This window comes from Kluyvera georgiana ATCC 51603 (assembly GCF_001654985.1).
Lineage (GTDB): Bacteria > Pseudomonadota > Gammaproteobacteria > Enterobacterales > Enterobacteriaceae > Kluyvera > Kluyvera georgiana.
In genome coordinates this window covers 216156-232523 of sequence record NZ_LXEU01000015.1, presented here as the reverse complement: position 1 = coordinate 232523, position 16368 = coordinate 216156, and the positions used below count along the sequence as shown (strand labels likewise).

Annotated in this window: 13 protein-coding genes and 1 pseudogene; 5 read left to right on the top strand and 9 right to left on the bottom strand. The window is 55.1% G+C overall.

Translation table 11 applies throughout. From position 1 onward, the window contains the following. Nucleotides 1-7 precede the first annotated feature (7 nt). The 6 genes from M989_RS04190 to M989_RS04170 all read right to left on the bottom strand — a co-directional run bounded on the left by M989_RS04190 (nucleotide 8) and on the right by M989_RS04170 (nucleotide 6464). Complete coding sequence (locus tag M989_RS04190; RefSeq protein ID WP_064542465.1) at nucleotides 8-2602, bottom strand: fimbrial biogenesis usher protein; 2595 nt, start codon at nucleotides 2600-2602, stop codon at nucleotides 8-10. A 70-nt stretch (nucleotides 2603-2672) separates the two neighbouring features. Beyond that, on the bottom strand, nucleotides 2673-3377 hold the full coding sequence (locus M989_RS04185; RefSeq protein ID WP_064542463.1) for a fimbria/pilus periplasmic chaperone: 705 nt from the start codon (nucleotides 3375-3377) through the stop codon (nucleotides 2673-2675). Between the two features lie 44 nt (nucleotides 3378-3421). After that, on the bottom strand, nucleotides 3422-3961 hold the full coding sequence (gene fimI, locus M989_RS04180) for a type 1 fimbrial minor subunit FimI (RefSeq protein ID WP_064542458.1): 540 nt from the start codon (nucleotides 3959-3961) through the stop codon (nucleotides 3422-3424). 67 nt (nucleotides 3962-4028) lie between these two features. After that, complete coding sequence (gene fimA / locus M989_RS04175; RefSeq protein ID WP_064542454.1) at nucleotides 4029-4577, bottom strand: type 1 fimbrial major subunit FimA; 549 nt, start codon at nucleotides 4575-4577, stop codon at nucleotides 4029-4031. A 156-nt stretch (nucleotides 4578-4733) separates the two neighbouring features. After that, the gene (locus M989_RS25810; protein ID WP_167351044.1) at nucleotides 4734-5060 is read right to left on the bottom strand and encodes a helix-turn-helix domain-containing protein; all 327 of its coding nucleotides are present in this window, start codon (nucleotides 5058-5060) and stop codon (nucleotides 4734-4736) included. Nucleotides 5061-6122: 1062 nt separating this feature from the next. Then, on the bottom strand, nucleotides 6123-6464 hold the full coding sequence (locus M989_RS04170) for a TehB family protein (protein ID WP_064542451.1): 342 nt from the start codon (nucleotides 6462-6464) through the stop codon (nucleotides 6123-6125). A 191-nt stretch (nucleotides 6465-6655) separates the two neighbouring features. On the opposite strand from M989_RS04170, the pseudogene M989_RS26460 reads away from it, so the two are divergent. From M989_RS26460 to M989_RS04150, 5 genes and pseudogenes are all read left to right on the top strand, one after another. Beyond that, a pseudogene (locus tag M989_RS26460) lies at nucleotides 6656-6958 on the top strand (N-acetylmuramic acid 6-phosphate etherase); the annotation flags it as partial. Nucleotides 6959-6968: 10 nt separating this feature from the next. Then, a complete protein-coding gene (locus M989_RS26160; RefSeq protein ID WP_342447177.1) occupies nucleotides 6969-7517 on the top strand; it encodes an N-acetylmuramic acid 6-phosphate etherase in 549 nt (182 codons plus the stop codon). Next, nucleotides 7507-8772 carry a PTS transporter subunit EIIC gene (locus M989_RS04160; protein ID WP_064542448.1) on the top strand — a complete coding sequence of 422 codons (1266 nt, stop codon included), beginning with the start codon at nucleotides 7507-7509 and terminating at the stop codon, nucleotides 8770-8772. The genes M989_RS26160 and M989_RS04160 overlap by 11 nt, the downstream gene beginning before the upstream one ends. Nucleotides 8773-8829: 57 nt before the next feature. After that, nucleotides 8830-9690, top strand: a complete 861-nt coding sequence (locus M989_RS04155) for a MurR/RpiR family transcriptional regulator (protein WP_064542446.1) — start codon at nucleotides 8830-8832, stop codon at nucleotides 9688-9690. Nucleotides 9691-9926: 236 nt separating this feature from the next. Continuing rightward, entirely contained in the window at nucleotides 9927-10301 is a 375-nt protein-coding gene (locus M989_RS04150; RefSeq protein ID WP_245191219.1) for a DUF1090 domain-containing protein, read from the top strand. A gap of 66 nt (nucleotides 10302-10367) precedes the next feature. Here the strand turns inward: M989_RS04150 and M989_RS04145 are convergent, their stop codons facing one another. The 3 genes from M989_RS04145 to gss all read right to left on the bottom strand — a co-directional run bounded on the left by M989_RS04145 (nucleotide 10368) and on the right by gss (nucleotide 16279). Then, nucleotides 10368-12659 carry an FdhF/YdeP family oxidoreductase gene (locus M989_RS04145; protein ID WP_064542441.1) on the bottom strand — a complete coding sequence of 764 codons (2292 nt, stop codon included), beginning with the start codon at nucleotides 12657-12659 and terminating at the stop codon, nucleotides 10368-10370. Nucleotides 12660-13104: 445 nt separating this feature from the next. After that, entirely contained in the window at nucleotides 13105-14286 is a 1182-nt protein-coding gene (locus M989_RS04140; RefSeq protein ID WP_064542438.1) for an aminotransferase-like domain-containing protein, read from the bottom strand. A gap of 127 nt (nucleotides 14287-14413) precedes the next feature. After that, nucleotides 14414-16279 (bottom strand): bifunctional glutathionylspermidine amidase/synthase, encoded by a 1866-nt coding sequence (gene gss / locus M989_RS04135; RefSeq protein WP_064542435.1) that lies wholly within the window; start codon nucleotides 16277-16279, stop codon nucleotides 14414-14416. Between the last annotated feature and the right edge of the window lie 89 nt (nucleotides 16280-16368).

Here is a 16368-nt window from a genome sequence, read left to right as displayed (position 1 = left end):
GATGTCCTTAGCGGCACGTGGCCGATAGCTGAATCAGAGGCTGCTGCTGGCTCTCGTCGGGTAACCGATATTCAGCTTCGCAACGTGCATTGGCGCCTTGCCCCCACATGACCTGCACCTTTCCGGCTAGCGGCATGCCGCTGAGGTAAACGAGACCGTTATCGGCGACGATGCTGGCATTCTGGTTACCCGCCGAGGTGACCATGGCGCCAAACGGTACGGGTTTACCGTTGTGAATTAACGTCATCAGCAGCTTCATGCCAACGTGCGCCTTGAACTTCGCGCGCACAATCGCGCCGTGCGTCGGTACCACACTCACCACCGCGTCATCCAGGTCGACGTTATCCGCCAGCGTGTTGGTGTCCAGCGCCACACGGTTTTCCCGATACTCGGTGGCGTAAGGCAGCACGGCGTAGCCGCGCCAGTCGGTGCGCACCCCGGTCTGATTTTCCACTTTCGTCCCTTTCGCCCCCGGCGCGCTGACCAGTACCGCCGTGTCGTTGAGAGGCTGGCTCAGCGTGACGCCGTCAGCATGCGCCAGCACGCCACCGCTCATGCCGTAATACAGTTGTTTAATCCCGTCGCTATGGCTGTAGCCAACGTTGGCATTACCGTAACCGCCGCGATAGTTCAGCGCGGCATAACCGGTGCTCCCGCTGCTGCCTTCGCCGCCGCTGGCATAGCCCGTCTGCACGTTGTAGCTGAGGTTGTTATCCTCCAGCAGCGTGCCGTAAAGCCCGGCGAGGTTGCTCATCCGACCGTTGAGATCGTTGGACATGCTGTAGCTGGCGCTCGCTTGTCGCCAGGCGGACTGGCTGTCCGAGCGCAGCCAGTGGCTGAACGGAATGTTGACGTTCACCGCCAGCATCTGGTCACGACCATCCTGCCAGGCGTTTTTGGTCAGGCTATAGCTCAGCGTCCAGTTGATATCGTCAACGGCGGTATTTAGCCCGGCCTGGAATTGCTCATCGACATTGCCGGTTCCCCAGTAGGTTTGCTGGCTGCCGCTCAAATACAGCGTGGCCGTTCGTCCCAACTGCTGGGTAATGCTCACCTGTACTTTGCCCCGTTTGCTGTAGGCAAGGTTGTAATAGTCGGTGAATTTCGGCTTCACGTAGACCGGCCCGTCCTCGGTGACCACCGAGTGTCCGCTCATGCGCTGATAGGTAGTATCGGCAAAATTAAAGTAGCCCCGCGTGGAGTAGCGGTAGCCCACCAGCTGAATATTGGTACCTAGCTCACTGAGCGACTTGTTGTAGAGAAACCGCACCGACTGGCCCTGCTGCCGACTGTCATCGGGTAGCGTGGCGTTGGCCTGGGTAACGTCCACCGACATCGCTCCCAGGTTGCCCATGTTCTTGCCGACCCCGACGTTAAACGCACGATAGCGATCGGCCAGCTGGCTCCCGCCGTACAGTGTCCATCCTGCCGCCAGCCCGTGCATCAGGGTACCTTGAAAGAACGTGGGATCGTCCTGCAACTCATTGCCGCTGCGGTATTTTCCGGCGGTCAGCGCGTAGCGAGTGTGACCTTGACGCTGCAACACCGGGACGGAAGAATACGGTACGGTAAAACGTTGGCTGCTGCCGTCCGCTTCTTTGATCGTGACCTGTAGGTCGCCGCCGTTACCCGCCGCATAGAGATCGTTAATGGTGAAGGGACCTGGCGGCACCGTACTGTGATAAATCTCATAGCCGTTTTGCTTGATAGAAACCTGTGCCGTGCCGCGAGCAATACCATGAATAGCCGGCGCAAAACCTTTCTGACTGTCCGGCAGCATGTTGTCATCAGAAGCCATCTGCCCGCCACGAAAGTTAATCCCATCGAAGATATCGCCATTGGTATAGCTGTCTCCCAGCGTCAGCCGTGAGCGTAAGGCCGTGATATCGCGCTCCAGCCAGGTATTGATATGCTGCCATTTGTTTTCACTTTGCAAGCCGCTACTGTGGCTCCAGCTACTGTTGTCACGTAGCCGCCACGGGCCAACGTTCAACCCGCTTTGCAGGTTTAAATAGGCATATTGGCTGCTACCGCCAACCGAGTTCTGCACGCGATTACCGGTAAAGTTGTAGTTCAGCAATCCGGCTGTGATACCGTTGTCCCACAGTTCCGGCGGGATATAACCACGCGCCTGATTGCCCATAAAGGCCTGAGGGATGGTCAGGTACAGGCGCTGCTGGCCGACATCCAGGCGGATGGTTGCTGCCTCAATCATCGCCGTTAACGGCACGCAAGTGTCAGCGTCTAACGCACTCAACCCGTCGACCGCCGCGGCGTTCAGCCCCATGCTAACCAACTGTCCGCGTGTCAGACAGGGCATCAACCCATCGCCATTTTCGCGGGCGCTGAACGCCACATCGCGGGTAGCCATGTACCCGTCATTGAGGTAGATGTCTACACGATAGGTCCCCGGCGGCAGCTCCTGCCCCTTCTCAAAACCAGAGAGATCCGCCACGGCGGCAGGGTCGTCAGCCAGAAAACGCGGGTTAAAGTAGAGTTCCGCCTGGACGAGAAAAGTCGGTGCCGCGAGCAAAATGGCAGCGGCAAGCAGCCGCATACGCCGGACCTGCAAACAAGCGAGGCCAAATTTCAGATATGACATAGTCCCTCCGGTTTCACTTCACCCGGCGATCGTTTCTTATTCTATTCAAGGGATAGGACTGCCCCGAGGCTTAACGCATCGCGCCAATCATGCGCGGCGTCAGCGCGCCATAGTCATTAATGGTCCTGAAGGTGATTTCACCGCTGGCATCGTCGGGTATTTTCACCCGGGTTTCGCCCATCGGCGGAACCAGCGCATTTTCCAGCACTCGGGTACCGGCATTGAGCTCAGTCACCGTCAGATAATACGGCGTGGGGTTGTTCAGCGTGAGCGTGCCGGCACCGCGACGAAACGTCAGTTTTTCGACGGCCTGCTCCGGCGGCATCGCCAGTTTTGCCGGACGGTAGTAAAGCTTAATACGGCTGATAATCGCCAGTTGCAGGGTATTGTCGTTGAGCTTAGATTTATCCATCGCCGGAATCGCCTTCACGTTCATCCAGAACAGGCTTTCCCGATCCTGCGGCAGCTGGTTATTGGACGCGTCAAGAATGCGTAGCGTGTTCTCTTTTTTCCCCTGCATCGCGAACAGCGGCGGCGTCACCACAAAACGGCCATCTTTAACGCCGTCGGCGTTCTCCACCCAGGACTGAATGAGATAAGTACCGCTATCGTCGGTATTGGTTACCGCCAGAGGGACCTGCTTTTGTCCCGCCGGATAAATGACCCGGGTCGCGCCCAGCGCCACGCCCGCGTGTGCATAATGGCTTACCCCGCTAGCCGCTATCAGCAGCAGCATCGCCAGCGCGCCGCGCATCACCATCAACGTTCTTTTCATGTTTACCCCTGTTGTATTCACCGTCATTTCCTGCGTCCGGTTAATTACTGGTAGGTTAAAGCGAACCAGGCCTGCGCATTCGCCGTTCCGCCGGTCACCTGCCGCGCTGTCGCACGATATTTCGCCACAAAATGCAGTGTGGTCAGCCCCTCGTTGAGTCGTATCCAGCGAGCGGGCGCCTGGTTGAGCGGAATGAAACGGCCCTGGTCATCAAACAGCGCAATGCCAATACCGGTAGCAATGCCCGCACCCTCTCCCACGGAGAGAACGTCAGGATCTTTACCGTCAGCAACGCCCTGAAACGACACACCCACGTGCTGGCTGACCGCCGTACTGCAATCTTCAAGATGAATAGCAAAAGCGATGGGATTGGACTCTTCGCCAACCGCATGAAAACGATGGCTGGCGACCTGGCCCATCTTTACCGTCATCAGGCGATCTTCCGCCGCCACGCTGCAGGCTTCGGCAACAACAACCCCCTGAAAACGTAAACCACCACCGGGTAACGTGACGTTCCAGTGGTTACCAGCCTGCGCGACGATCGGCAGCAGAAACGTCAGCAATAACCCTGTCGTCCAACGCATGACTCTCACCTCCGTTCCCTCCTGATTTCGGGCCTTCCAGGCCCTCGTGGCATCCCTGCCGGTTGGATTACTCGTACTGAACTTTGAAGGTCGCGTCGGCGTTCGCCGTACCCGCCGTGGCCGCGCCGGTCGCGTAGTAACGCGCCTGGAATGGGATCACGTTCGTGCCATCGTTCAGGGTGGTGGCAGAGCTAAAGGTTCCACCATCGAGCGCCAGCGGTTTGCCTTTGTTATCGAGGATCTGGATGCCCACGTTGGTGGCACCGCCCGATGCTGACCCTTGCAGCGCCAGAACGGTGGTGTTGGTGGTATCAATCGCCGTGCCGGAGAAGGCCACGGATGCCTTGGTTGAAACGCTGGTGTCACAATCATTCAGCTGGATGTTAAAACCAACGGCGGAACTGGTGCTGCCCGCGGTCGCCAGTTTTGCCGAACGAACCTGACCCATCTGTACCGTCTGGTCGATAGAACCGGCGTCCACGGCGCAGGCCGCGTTCACCACATCACCTTTAAAATGCACGGTGCCGCCGTTTACGGTAGTCGTATCCGCCAGCGCCGCCGCAGAGGTGAAGGAAAGCGCAGAGATAATTAGCAGCGCAACTTTATTAATGCCCATAAATGTACTCCTGATTAATGGAGAATATTATTCTCACTTTGTTAAAAACAGCGCTAAAGGCAGGCAATAGAGGTTCTGCCTGACACGCATCGATTATTTATGTGAAGACGACCACATCCCGACAGCAGCACCGCTATCTGGATATCAGAAATAACGTCACCAGCGTCGATTCAGCTTTGAGATATCCAGATAAAACGACATTGTCGCGGCATTATTCCCACGCAAACCAAACATTCGTTTAGTTTTCTGTCGCAAATAATAAATATGCTTTTCGCTGAGCCCTGCTAATTTATTAATTTGTGAAACGGAGTAGCCTTCGCATAGATAGCGAAAGACAATCAACTCTTGTTCAGAGAAATCCCGCCGATCAAAAATAGATTTACTCGCCTCATACAGGCACAAGTAAAGATCTGAAAAACCTATCTTTTCAGAGATGAGCCAAGGGAATGGCCCCTGATAGACACATCCGGGAGAACTCTCCATCTTGTATAACAGTACAATCCGGCAATGAGAGCATAGTGATGCAATTAAACTCAGTATCCGGTGTCGCTCGGCGATATCAGAAATATAAATTATGAAAATATCACTAACCGACGTACGTAAGTAACACTGTGACTTTAATTGTGTGGAGTGGATCGCTGCAACATTTCCTCTCCGAATAACTTCATCATCTTGCAATGCCAAAAGGAAAAAACTGTTATCCGAGATAATACATTTCCTCATATATTACCCCAACATGCAGATCCAATTTATTCTATTTAGTATCCATAATTCCTGTTTCCAGAACGTCGTAACCCAAACTTCGATTTAATTATATACACAGCGAATATACATCGTCAAAAACGATCAATTAATTATTATTGATAGATATCGGCAATTGATTTAATGGATATAGATCGCCCTGATCGATCAATTAATAAAGAAAAATAATAAGATCAATGAAATAGATAATTTAATTTTAGGATTTTTCAATTAATAAGAAATTGTTCGTATTGATATGCATCGCGAACTAATTGTAATTTTGTGTAAAGAATATATCTTGATGCGCAATTTAACTTAATTTTCACAAATGCACAAATTGACCCAAATCAATTTACATCATTAAAACAAAAAATGAATTATTGACCTCGCACCAATACACACGGCAAAACTTCACTCATCAGGGGGATTAAATGCGCTAAATCGCTACCCGATAGTGAGTATAGAATCAATTTGGCGCTTTATCGGGTTAGAAGGGGGATATTTGAGACGGGAGCATAACAAACAACGTCAGACACATAGCCTGCTCAGAAACACTGTGCCATAGCGTTATGAAACCTCGCCGAAGATGTGGAGGCCGTCGCTTTTTCCTGATTCCGATCCGGGCCTAAAGGAGCCGCAGATGAAAGATATTGCTGGTATTCCGCAACGTACAGCAGGGTCTGCTCGCCGCAAAACTCCCGCTCGCCATAATCAACAGACGATAAAGATTGTCGGAAGAATTTGAACATAACGTTTTCCCACCATTGGACCAGGCCCCCATCAATTGATGAGGGGGCGTCACGATTATGATTTTTTCGCGCTGTAGACTTCTTCACCGGTAAATGTCGGCTCGGCCCAGAAGTTAATATTGAACTGCGCGTCGTCGGTCATTTCAATGCGGTGCCAGTACTGCGGCGGGCTGGTCGCGAAGCTACCGGCGTTGATGACCACCTTCACTTCCGGTTCCGTGGCCTGCTCGTCAGCAAAACCGTAATAGGTCACCGTCCCTTCCATCACGCACAGTTGACCAAAGATGCCAGCGGCGGTGTTGTGATGGCTCAGCAGCGCGGCCGGGACATTGTCTTTCGTGAAGAACGGGGTTGAACGTTTGATAGTCCAGTTTTTTGGGATTCTGTAATGGCTCATATTAACCTCCGGATCTAAAACATGCACTTAAAATACAACTTCAAATCCGAGCCGTAAAGATTTTTTGATAATAAATCTCATTATCATAAAAACACCGTTCTTCGCCCCGCATCACATTTCTGAATGTTGCTCACTGTCGAATTTCGATATTTATTTATATTAAAAATGTCGAATACCAACAGAGGTAATGCATGAACCCGCTCGCTTTCACCATCGCGCAAGAACAGAATGTCGCTACTCGCTACCTGGCAGACCTGCCGCTTCCGGACGTACTGGCGTTGCTCAACGAGCACGACGCACGTGTTCCGCAGGCCATTCAGAGCGTTCTCCCGCAGGTAGAGCAGGCCGTACGTCTGATTGTCGGGCAGATGAAAAGCGGCGGTCGGCTGTTTTACGTCGGCGCGGGCACCAGCGGACGGCTTGGCGTGCTGGACTCCGCCGAGTGCCCTCCCACCTTCGGTACCGACCCAAACCTGGTGCAGTCAGTGATTGCCGGCGGGCTGGATGCTATGCTGCGCGCCGTTGAGAACGTTGAAGATGATGGTGCTGGGTATCGCCGCCAGCGGACGCACGCCGTTCGTGATGTCGGCGCTCGACTTTGCGCGCCAGACTGGCGCAAAGACCATCGCCCTCACCACCCGCGGTCCAGGCCCGATCTCAGAAAAAGCCGACGTGGCGGTGGCTCCGGATGTGGGCGCCGAAGCGCTGGCTGGTTCCACGCGGATGAAAAGCGGCTCCGCACAGAAGATGCTGTTAGGCATGATCAGTACCGCTACCATGATTCAACTGGGGCGCGTGCACGGCAACCTGATGATTGACGTAAAAGCCTCGAATGAAAAGCTACTGCGCCGCGCCGAGCACATGGTGGAACAGATCTGCGAAGTGGATAACGCTACGGCACAGGCGCTACTCCAGGAAGTGAACTACAACGTGCGCGCGGCGGTGCTGAGCAACCTGCTGGGCCTCTCTCCCGATGCGGCGCTTACGATGGCCGCGCAACCCTTTGTCTCCCTGAAAGATCAGCTATTATCAGGAGCCTCTCATGGCCAATAAAATAGAACATCTGGAGCTTATCGCTGACGCTATCGAACACCATATTGGCGGCTTCGGCAACGTCGCCACGTTGACCAATTGTATGACCCGCGTACGCGTCGTCCTGCGCGATCGTAGTCTGTTTAACGCCGAAGCGCTGCGCAAAGTGGACGGCGTTAAAGGCACCGTCGATGCCGGAGAGCAGTTTCAGATTATCGTTGGCGCGGGCACGGCGTCGAAGGTGACAGGTATCCTGACTAAACGCATGAATCACGCGGGAATCGCCCCTACCGCCGCAGACGATGAAGAACACAAGCCTTTCTCCATCCGCCGCTGCCTGAATATTCTGGCGGCGATTTTCGTCCCGACCATCCCGGCGCTCATCGGCTGCGGTTTAATTCTTGGGTTAGTGAACGTCTGCCGCCTGGTCGGCCCGGAATTTGTTGCCAACCATCAAGATCTCTTTGCCCTGTTAACGGTAATGGGTAAAGCGGTCTTCACGGTACTGGCGGTGATGATCGGCATGAATACCGCCAAAGAGCTGCAGGCATCCCCTGCTATCGGCGCCGTGATGGCGGCCGTACTGGCCGCACCGGATCTCGCCAACATCAAGCTATTCGGCAGCGCCTTAACGCCGGGCGGCGGCGGGATTTTCGCCGTGCTGCTGGTCTGCGTCTTTGCCGCGAAATTTGAGCTGTGGTTCCGCTGCTACTGCAAAGAGAGCCTGGATCTCATTTTGACGCCGATGGTGACGATTCTGGTTTCTTCACTGGCCGCGTTGCTGATTCTGCAACCGCTGGCGCACGCGGTTAACCAGTGGCTGGGCGACCTGGTTGCGCTCTCCCTGCTCAACAATTCCGCGGGTTCTATCGTGGTTGGCGCGCTGCTTGGCGGCGGCTTCCTGTTCTTGCTGCTGACCGGTTTACATCAGGGGCTTATTCCTATTCACGCGCAGATCCTCGATACTTTTGGCCTGAACTATCTGTTCCCGATCCTTGCCATGGGCGGGATGGGTCAGGTGGGCGCTGCGGCCTATGTCTATCTGAAGACCAAAAATTCGCGGCTGAAGAAAACCATTTCCGGCGCGCTGCCGGTAGGCATTATCGGCGTCGGTGAACCGCTGCTGTTCGGCGTCTCCTTGCCGCTGGGTAAACCGTTTATCGCAGGCTGCATCGGCGCCGGACAGATTCTGCCGTTCCTGCCGGCGGTCGTCAGCGCATGGGTGGTTGGATTTGTCGCCGCCATGATCCTGGGCTTTACCGATCCGCAGGAATAGTCATAATCAGGCACGGGGCACAACGCGCCCTTCCCATGATGAGAAATAAGGTACGTAATGGAATCCATCATCAGCAAAATTCAGGCTCTGGCAGAGGCCAAAAACGGCGGCGATCGGCGTATTTCGACCTATCTGATTGAGCGAAATTTTGATATCTCCGATTTAAGCGCCACCCGCATGGGGCAGGAACTGGGTATCAGCGATTCCTCCGTCATCCGCTATGCCAAAGCGCTCGGCTGTAGCGGCTTTCCGGAGCTGAAGCTGTGGCTCGCCGCGGCCAGCCATCCGCAAAAATTACGGGCACGCGAGGAAATCTACGAAGGCATTGAAGCCAGCGACTCTACCCATCAGATGGTTGAGAAAGCGCGCGTCCTGTTTGCCAGCAAAATCGACCAGTCGCTGGATCTGCTCGACCCGCAAACTATCGACACCTGCGCGCGGTTACTCATCGACAGCCGCAAAATCGTTCTCGTCGGCATCGGCACCTCGGCGCTGATCGCGCTGGATATCAACCACAAGCTGATTCGTTGTGGGTTAAACGTGCAGTTCAACTACGATTACCACACGCAAATTGTACAGGCATCTTTGCTACAGCCCGGCGACGTGCTGCTCGCGGTCTCCGCGCGCGGTGAAACGGCGGAGGTAGTGGAAGCGCTGGAACTGGCCCGCGAACGTGGGGCGTACACGATAGCCATCACCCGCTACGGCAAAAACAAGGTCAGCCAGATCGCCGAACACGTCATCCCCTATAGCTATACCGAAGCGCACGAGAAGCTCGGCATGGTGACGCCGCAGATCCTACAGATGATCGCCTTTGATATTCTTTTCTTCCGCATCAACAGCCTGATGTCGCCGGACAGCATGTCCACCGCGCTGCGTACCATCAATAAACGCCAGCAGAAAGGGTGTACGCCATAAATATCGGTCAGGTCGCAGGCTATCGCTTACCGACAAGCGGGAGCCTGCGCTGAACACAGGAAGTACTACAGGCGAAAATTCCTGGTTTTTATCCATAAAGATCAAATAACTAAATATCCACAGAATTAGCATTGCCTTTTAAAATCTATTAACAGATAGTGTATTAGATTTAACTTAAGCTTTGTTTTTATTACCGTCAGGATATTTGTTAAATGTTATCAATTAAAAAGACAATAATGAGCACTCTGGTCATTGCACCGGCCCTCTTCAGCTTCAGCACTGGCGTCAGCGCCGCCGAATTAACCGGCTGCGCCGCCAAAAAGCAAGAAATTACCCGCCAGCTTGAGTATGCCCGGGCGCATAATAATCAGCACCGGGTTAACGGATTAACCACCGCCCTGGAAGAAGTTGAAGCGCACTGTACCGATGCCTCTTTGCAAAAGGAGCGTCAGCAGAAGGTCGCCGAAAAGCAGGAGAAGGTGAACGAACGCCAGGCGGAATTAAAAGAGGCTCAGGCGTCAGGGCGCTCGGATAAGGTCGCTAAAAAACAGCAGAAACTGGATGAAGCCAAAGAGGAGCTGGCGGCAGCTCAGGCGGAATTACAGCGCTGATAGCCCAAATCGGCTCAGACCACAACCCGGCCGCTAAACTGGGTTGTGGACGCGTTATCCCTCTCGCTACATTGCCTTGCGAATGATGACCGGCACGCTCTTATAGGCAGGCGTCAGGCTCTGGGTATCCACCGCATCGAGAGACAGCAGCACGTTCGCTTCCGGCAGATAGGCGCCAATCGAACCGGCAGCCATGCGGTAAACCACCACCGTCAGGCCATACATCGCACGTTCGACGCTCGGTTCGCCGTTGTCTTCCAGCGCTTGAATGTTAATGACGTCACCTTCTACCAAACCGCGCGTCTCAGCTTCCGCCTGGCTTAAGAACACCACATCGCGACGACCAGTGATGCCACGGTAGCGATCGTTCATGCCGTATAGGGTGGTGTTGTACTGGTCATGGCTGCGTAACGTCGCCAGTACCAGCGCATCATCCGGCTGATTCTGACGATCCACCGCGTGCTGACGGCTAACGATAAAGTTCGCTTTACCGCTCTCCGTGCGCCACTCGCGACGCGACGCGGGCGTATCCATGCGGAAGCCGCCCGGTTCGGCAATACGCGCGTTATAGTTGGCAAACGCCGGAATGACGCTGGCGATGGCCTCACGAATCAGCGCATAGTTATCCGTCATGGCTTCCCAGTTTACCGGCGAGTCAGGCAACGTTGCTCGCGCCAGCCCGGCGACAATCGCCGGCTCCGACTTCAGCCAACGCGATGCCGGTTTCAGCGCCCCGCAGGAGGCATGCACCATCGACATGGAATCTTCGACGGTGACCGACTGAATGCCGCTCGCCTGCATATCGCGCTCGGTGCGACCCAGCGCCGGGAACAGGTAGTTATGCTTTGCCATCAGCAGATGCGAGCGATTGAGTTTGGTCGCCACGTGGACCTGCAGATCCAGCTTTTTCATCGCTTCAAAGGTACGCTGCGGTTGCGGCATCGCCACCGCCAGATTCCCCCCCATGCAGATTAGCGCCTGTGCCTCACCGTTCTCGATGGCGCGAATACTCTCAACGCTGGAGCGACCATGCTTACGCGGTACGCGAATGCCAAAGTGGGCTTCCAGGCGCAACAAAAAGGCTTCCGGCGCCGCTTCATTAATGCCGACCGAACGGTCGCCCTGCACGTTGGAATGGCCGCGCAGCGGGCAGATACCGGCGCCCCGTTTCCCGATGTTGCCCTTCAACAGCAACAGGTTCACCAGTTGCTGGACGTTTTCGGTGCCGTTTTTATGCTGGGTGATCCCCAGACCATAGCAAATGATGGTGGCTTTTGAGCGGTCGTAACGGTAGGCCAGATCTTCCATCTGGCTGCGGCTCAGGCCGGAGTCTTGTTCCAGTTCCGCCCAGTGACAGCGATGCAGATCGGCATACAGCGCCTGATAGCCGTGGGTATGCTCAGCCAGGAACGCGCGGTCGAGACACGGTTCCTGGCCAAGCAAGGTTCTGGCTTCGTCCATCTCAATCAACGCCTTCATGATCCCTTTCAGCAGCGAGGCGTCGCCGCCCATTTTGACCTGATAGTAGTCATTGCTCAGCGTGGTGGCATGGCCTTTCAGCATGTCCGTCGGGCTTTGCGGGAAGCTAAAGCGTTCAAGGCCGCGCTCCGCCAACGGATTGATAGAGATAATACGCCCGCCGCGCTGCGCCACTTCGCGTAGCGTGGTCAGCATCCGCGGGTGGTTAGTCCCTGGATTATGACCAATACAAATGACCAGGTCACAGTGCGCGAAATCATCCAGTTCGACGGTGCCCTTACCCAGACCGATAGCGCTGGTCAGCCCGACGCTGGTTGGCCCGTGGCACATATTAGAGCAGTCCGGGAAATTGCTGCTGCCGTATTCGCGGGCGAACAGCTGGTAAAGAAACGCGGCTTCATTGGAGGTACGCCCGGAGGTATAAAATTCCACGCGTTCCGGGGAGTCGTAGCTGCGCAGGCGTTCGCCGATTTCGGCAAATGCCACCTGCCATTCGACGGCCTGCCAGGTGTCGGTGACGGCGTCGTACTTCATCGGATGCGTTAGACGGCCAACATTCTCCAGCTCGTAATCGCTGTATTTCCACAGCGCGGCCACGGTGTGCTGGCGGAAGAATTCCGGAGAGGCTTTCTTGCTGGTGGTTTCCCAGGAGACGGCCTTCACGCCGTTCTCACACAGCTCCATCGGCGAACGATGGCTGGGGTCCGGCCACGCGCAGCCGGGGCAGTCGAACCCCTTTACCTGATTCATGCGGAACATCGCGATGACATCGCGCGCGATGGCCTTTTGCGAAAATACCGATGCGGTGACCGCTTTTACCGCTCCCCAGCCACCCGCGGGCCCTTGATAGTCGCTTACACCTGGAACGCCATTACTCATTTTTACCGCTTATTCTGTACGCAATTTCAATGGCGAATACGGTAGCAATTTCTGATGAGCAAAGATTTCCTCTTCACGAGGTACAGCGGCTCTACGCTGTACGGATTAGTCTTCAGCTCCCTCTGGGAGCATAGCGATTCCCCCTCATGCGTCACCGCCACACGAAAAATAGGGTTGATCTGATACGAACAACCTCTTATTTTTCACCTTTCTTTTTTTAATCGGACCCTGCGATGTCAGCTATGAATCAAGCGCAAGCAATAGTGAACAGCAGAATAATAAGAACAATAAGCTGAGGTATTTCTGATGTGGTTATTTATTGGCACCGTCACCGTCGCCTTTTTAGCATCGCTGATGCTGATCTGGCTTGACGACAGAATTGCGGAAACGGAATAAATCCGTGGAGGACGTTCCGCGCCAGCAGGCGGCGCGGAACGAAAAAGCATTACAGCGACTTCGCCAGACGCTCAACGGCGGTTTGCAGACCTTCCAGCGACACCGTAGAGTAGGATAAACGCAGCGTACGGGTATCCGGATTGTCGTTATAGAAGGCTTCACCCGGCACGTAGACCACGCCATTTTCCAGCGTTTTTTCCAGCCACTTCATGGTATCGAACGGATAGCGGAAACGCGCCCACAGGAACATCCCCCCTTTCGGGCGGCTGAACTCAAGATGCTCGCCCAAACGGCTTTCCAGCGCGTCGGCCAGCGCATCGCACTTCTTACGGTAGTCTTCGCGAATGAGCGCAATCTGGTTTTCCAGGCGGCCCAGGCTCAGGTACTCGGCGGTAATCACCTGCGACAGCATGTTAGTGTGCAGATCGGCGGCCTGCTTGACGATCACCGTCTGCTGAGCCAGCCAGTCCGGCATCACGATCCAGCCAATACGCATGCCCGGCGCCAGAATTTTGGAGAAGGTCGAGGTATAGACCACCTGATCTTCACAGCCTAATTCCACCGCATGCTGATACAGCGGACGCTGTACTTCATCGGTAAAGCTGATTTCACCGTACGGATCGTCTTCAATAATCACCACGTCATGCTGCTTCGCCAGCTCAACCAGACGGCGGCGGCGATCGTCGCTCAACGTTTTACCGCCCGGATTACCGAAGGTCGGCACCAGATAAACGGCTTTAACACGCGTGGTGGTCAGCAGCTCGGCGAGCTGTTCCACCAGCATGCCGTTGTCGTCGGTATCGACGCTCAGGATGTTGGCCTGCGCCAGCTGGAACACCTGCAGCGCCGCGAGGTAGGTTGGGCGTTCAACGACAATGGTATCGCCCGGATCGAGCAGGGTACGGGCAACAATATCCAGCGACTGCTGCGAGCCCGAGGTGATATAAACATGGCTTGCCTGACAGGCCACGCCGCGCGCCTGACACAGTTCACTGACGGCCTGGCGCAGCGGCGGGTAGCCTTCGGTCAGCCCGTACTGGAACGCATCGTTAAAGCGTTCGCTCATCACCTTCTGCACCGCCAGCTCCAGCCCTTCGGTATCAAAAAGCTCCGGCGCCGGAATACCACCACCGAGAGAAATCACGCCGGGCAGTTTACTGTGCTTGAGGAGTTCGCGGACGGCGGAAGGTTTGAGTTCCCCCGCGCGCGCGGCGAGTCGCCGATCGTGCATATTCTTTTCCTTTTCTGTCTTGTTGTTGTGTTTACTGCAGACTTTCTTTACGTAGGCCTGATTAGCGAAGCGCCATCAGGCAACCCGACACAGATTGCCGGATGGCGGCTCCGCCTTATCCGGCCTACTATTTTTTATCTTTAATCACCACCAGCGGTTCGATATCGCTCTCTTTTTTAATCACCAGAGATTCATCACCGCGCAGGCAGGTGCCGCCGTAGTTACCGCCAACGGTAAAGGTACATACCTGAATATATTTTCCCGCCACGTTTGGCAAGCACCAAAGCTGCTGGTAAATATTTTTCCGGTCAGTAAATTTACCGCTGGTTTGATCCAGCAGCTGATCGTGACCGCTGACCAGATCGATATTGCTGCCGCAACGGCCGGAAATCGGCTTGATGGCATAGCCGGTTTTAGCCAGATGTTCGCTCACCTCAAAGTCGGTATCCAGCAGATACGGATGGTTCGGGAACAGCGACCACAGCACAGGAAGAATGGCTTTGTTGCCGGGAATGACCGTCCACAGCGGTTCGAAGACCATCACTTCCGGGCGCAGCAACACGTCAATCAGGCGCACTTCGTTATCCGGGTGACCGGTACGAATCGGCACGGCGGCGTATTCGTCTTCATCCACCTCACGCACCTGCTCAATCGCCGTTTCCCACGCCCAGGTTTTCCACACGCAGTTCACCAGACGACCCTCACCGTCAATTAACTGACCGGCAGCATCCCAGCGCAGTTCGTCGAGACCGTAGAGAATTTTGCTCTCGAAGCCCGCCTGTTCAAGGGCGCGCTGCATAAACTGGGCGTGGTAATTTTCTTCCAGATCGTTGTCCTGCATGATGTGCACGAACGGCCTTGCCTGACTGTGCCTCCACGCGCCCACCAGCTCGCCCAGCAGATCTTCCGCCGGGTTATGTCCGTTGCCGCGATAGCCGGTTTTCAGCCACTGTTCAAGGATCAGGCCGCCTTCGGTGTGGCAGGAGGCAGAGTCGGCGTTGTACTCGTAAACCTTCAACCCGCGCTCGTCCATGCAGAAGTCCATGCGCCCGGTGATCATGTCGTGGCGACGACGCTGCCAGGAGAGACGCAGACGCGGCCAGAGGATTTTCGGGATGTCGAACAGCGCCAACAGGTTGTCATCACGCATCACTTTGTCGGTGGCGTGGAGATACATCAGGTGCATCTCGTTGGTCGCTTTAATCAGCTCCTGTTCGGCGCTTTCGGTCATGGTGAAGTACTGGTACGGATCGGCGTTGATCACATGACCGTTGGCGGCAATATACGCCTGCTGGAGCGAATCTTTTTCGTCGAGCCATTTGCCATCAAACTGACCATTGTTCTCCAGACGCGCTCCGCCCAGCTTCAGCGCTGCACCGGCAATCGCCGGCTGCGGCAGGCTATAGCGAGCATCGTCAGTCTGAATCATCCAGCCAAGAATGGTGGTGTCGTCGAAGGTGTCGTGCAGCGTGTAATGGCCGTCTTTCACCTCTAAGGTGAGCTCGCGGGTCCACTGCTGGCCTGCCGGCAATGGCGAGTGCAGCACGTTCTGTTCAGCGATACGTACCTTGTTGCCCAACAGTTGGGTAATCACCGCCACGTGGCCGGTTTCATTAAACTCACCGCCCTTCTGCCAGATAAGCAAAGAGCCGACGAGCGGCGCGCGGCGGGAGCCATTAGCAAAAGCCTGCAGCGGGAGAATGGCGTCGTTCACCACCTGACGCAGATAGCGCAGAGAGAAGATCTCGTAGGCCATGCCCACATCGGTGAAGACAAATCCGTAGTTAATGAACAGGAAGCGGCGGGCAAACTCGACGCACTGCCACTTGTGGCCCATATATTCGTTGTCAATGTAGCTACGAAACGAAGCATCATCAGGCATATCACCTGGTTTTAAGCTGCTGTAATTTGAAGAGTAAATCGCTACGCCGCCCGGCGCATACCCCAACAACGTGCCAAATGGGGCGTCACTATTGGTACTTCCCTTGCTCATGAACCTTCCTCAAACATCGCGTGCGATTTTCTCGCCCGCACGTTGAAATTAATCCAATATACACAAAATCATTCAAGGTGCATCCAGGC

What these genes read in the sequence shown, in the direction of transcription:
- M989_RS04155 (WP_064542446.1), top strand. Translation starts at nt 8,830, where the DNA reads ATGGAATCCATCATCAGCAAAATTCAGGCTCTGGCAGAGGCCAAAAAC.
- M989_RS04145 (WP_064542441.1), bottom strand. Translation starts at nt 12,659, where the DNA reads ATGAGTAATGGCGTTCCAGGTGTAAGCGACTATCAAGGGCCCGCGGGT.
- M989_RS04170 (WP_064542451.1), bottom strand. Translation starts at nt 6,464, where the DNA reads ATGAGCCATTACAGAATCCCAAAAAACTGGACTATCAAACGTTCAACC.
- M989_RS04190 (WP_064542465.1), bottom strand. Translation starts at nt 2,602, where the DNA reads ATGTCATATCTGAAATTTGGCCTCGCTTGTTTGCAGGTCCGGCGTATG.
- fimA (WP_064542454.1), bottom strand. Translation starts at nt 4,577, where the DNA reads ATGGGCATTAATAAAGTTGCGCTGCTAATTATCTCTGCGCTTTCCTTC.
- fimI (WP_064542458.1), bottom strand. Translation starts at nt 3,961, where the DNA reads ATGCGTTGGACGACAGGGTTATTGCTGACGTTTCTGCTGCCGATCGTC.
- gss (WP_064542435.1), bottom strand. Translation starts at nt 16,279, where the DNA reads ATGAGCAAGGGAAGTACCAATAGTGACGCCCCATTTGGCACGTTGTTG.
- M989_RS04160 (WP_064542448.1), top strand. Translation starts at nt 7,507, where the DNA reads ATGGCCAATAAAATAGAACATCTGGAGCTTATCGCTGACGCTATCGAA.
- M989_RS04150 (WP_245191219.1), top strand. Translation starts at nt 9,927, where the DNA reads ATGAGCACTCTGGTCATTGCACCGGCCCTCTTCAGCTTCAGCACTGGC.
- M989_RS26160 (WP_342447177.1), top strand. Translation starts at nt 6,969, where the DNA reads ATGCTATGCTGCGCGCCGTTGAGAACGTTGAAGATGATGGTGCTGGGT.
- M989_RS25810 (WP_167351044.1), bottom strand. Translation starts at nt 5,060, where the DNA reads ATGGAGAGTTCTCCCGGATGTGTCTATCAGGGGCCATTCCCTTGGCTC.
- M989_RS04185 (WP_064542463.1), bottom strand. Translation starts at nt 3,377, where the DNA reads ATGAAAAGAACGTTGATGGTGATGCGCGGCGCGCTGGCGATGCTGCTG.
- M989_RS04140 (WP_064542438.1), bottom strand. Translation starts at nt 14,286, where the DNA reads ATGCACGATCGGCGACTCGCCGCGCGCGCGGGGGAACTCAAACCTTCC.